This window comes from Streptomyces melanogenes (assembly GCF_014649795.1).
In the GTDB taxonomy this organism is placed as follows: Bacteria; Actinomycetota; Actinomycetes; order Streptomycetales; family Streptomycetaceae; genus Streptomyces; species Streptomyces noboritoensis.
Window position 1 is genome coordinate 1 of record NZ_BMTS01000074.1, and the last position, 1,829, is coordinate 1,829.

Here is a 1,829-nt window from a genome sequence, read left to right on the forward strand (position 1 = left end):
AGACGCTGAGGTCTTGGCGGCTGGTGGCGAGTCCGGTGGCGATGGCGGGGGCGCGTCCGTGGATGGAGTGCATCCCGTAGGTGTTCATGTAGTACGGGAAGCGGGAGGAGCAGCCGATGCCGGAGACGAAGACGATGTTCTCTTTGGCGAGGCCGAGTTCGGGCATGAAGCCCTGGACGGCGGCGAGGACGGCGTAGTCGCCGCAGCCGGGGCACCAGCGCACTTCCTGGTCCGACTTGAAGTCCTTCATCGACTGGGCGGCCTCGGCCTTGGGGACCAGCTTGAGCGCCTCAGACATGGATGGCCTCCTTCAGGGCCGTGGCGAGCTGCTCGGCTTTGAACGGCATGCCGTTGACCTGCGTGTAGGACTGCGCGTCCACCAGGTACTTCGCGCGGATGAGGGTGGCGAGCTGGCCGAGGTTCATCTCGGGGACGACGACCTTGTCGAAGCGCTGGAGTACGTCGCCGAGGTTGTGGGGGAACGGGTTGAGGTGGCGCAGATGGGCCTGGGCGATGGGTTCGCCCTGGGCGCGCAGCCGGCGCACGGCGGCGGTGATGGGCCCGTACGTGGAGCCCCACCCGATCACGAGGGTGTGCGCGCTGTCCGGGTCGTCGACTTCCAGGTCGGGGACCTTGATGCCGTCGATCTTCGCCTGGCGGGTGCGGACCATGAGGTCGTGGTTGGCGGGGTCGTACGAGATGTTGCCGGTGCCGTCCTGCTTCTCGATGCCGCCGATGCGGTGTTCCAGGCCCGGGGTGCCGGGGATGGCCCAGGGGCGGGCGAGGGTGTGGGGGTCGCGCTTGTACGGCCAGAACACCTCGGTGCCGTCGGCCAGGGTGTGGTTGGGGGTGGTGGCGAACTGGACGCGCAGGTCGGGGAGTTCGTCGGTGTCGGGGATGCGCCAGGGCTCGGATCCGTTGGCGAGGTAGCCGTCGGAGAGCAGGAACACCGGGGTGCGATACGTGAGCGCGATCCGGGCGGCGTCGAGCGCGGCGGCGAAGCAGTCGGCAGGCGTCTTGGGCGCGACGACGGGGACGGGGGCTTCGCCGTTGCGCCCGTACATCGCCTGCAGCAGGTCGGCCTGCTCGGTCTTGGTGGGCAGGCCGGTGGAGGGCCCACCGCGCTGGATGTCGACCACGAGCAGGGGTAGCTCAAGAGAGACGGCGAGCCCGATGGTCTCCGACTTCAGGGCCACACCCGGGCCGGACGTGGTCGTGACGGCCAGCGACCCGCCGAAGGCGGCCCCCAGGGCGGCACCAATACCGGCGATTTCGTCTTCGGCTTGGAACGTCCGGACGCCGAAGTTCTTATGCTTGGACAGTTCGTGCAGGATGTCCGAGGCCGGGGTGATCGGGTACGAGCCGAGGTAGAGCGGCAGGTCGGCCTGGCGGGAGGCGGCGATCAGCCCGTACGCCAAGGCGAGGTTCCCGGAGATGTTCCGGTACGTGCCGGTGGGGAAGGCCTTGGTGGCCGGGGCGACCTCGTAGGAGACGGCGAAGTCTTCCGTCGTCTCGCCGAAGTTCCAGCCCGCCCGGAAAGCGGTCACGTTCGCTTCGGCGATCTCGGGCTTCTTGGCGAACTTCTGCCGCAGAAAGGCTTCCGTGGCTTCGGTCGGCCGGTGGTACATCCAGCTGAGCAGCCCCAGCGCGAACATGTTCTTGGAGCGCTCGGCTTCCTTGCGCGAGAGCCCGAAGTCCTTGAGCGCCTCGACGGTGAGCGTCGTCAGCGGCACCGGGTGGACGTTGTACGCCTCCAGGGTGCCGTCCTCCAGCGGCGAGGTGGCGTAGCCGACCTTCGCCATCGGCCGCTTGGTGAACTCGTCGGTGTT

The 1,829-nt window shown here is 68.4% G+C and carries 1 protein-coding gene and 1 pseudogene; both read right to left on the reverse strand.

Annotation, left to right across the window (positions count from 1 at the left end; all coding sequences use genetic code 11):
* Positions 1-298, reverse strand: a pseudogene (locus IE252_RS42780) (2-oxoacid:ferredoxin oxidoreductase subunit beta); the annotation flags it as partial.
* On the reverse strand, positions 291-1,829 hold a 1,539-nt coding region (locus IE252_RS42785), incomplete at its 5' end, for a 2-oxoacid:acceptor oxidoreductase subunit alpha (RefSeq protein WP_190094922.1). The gene IE252_RS42785 and the pseudogene IE252_RS42780, both read right to left, overlap by 8 nt.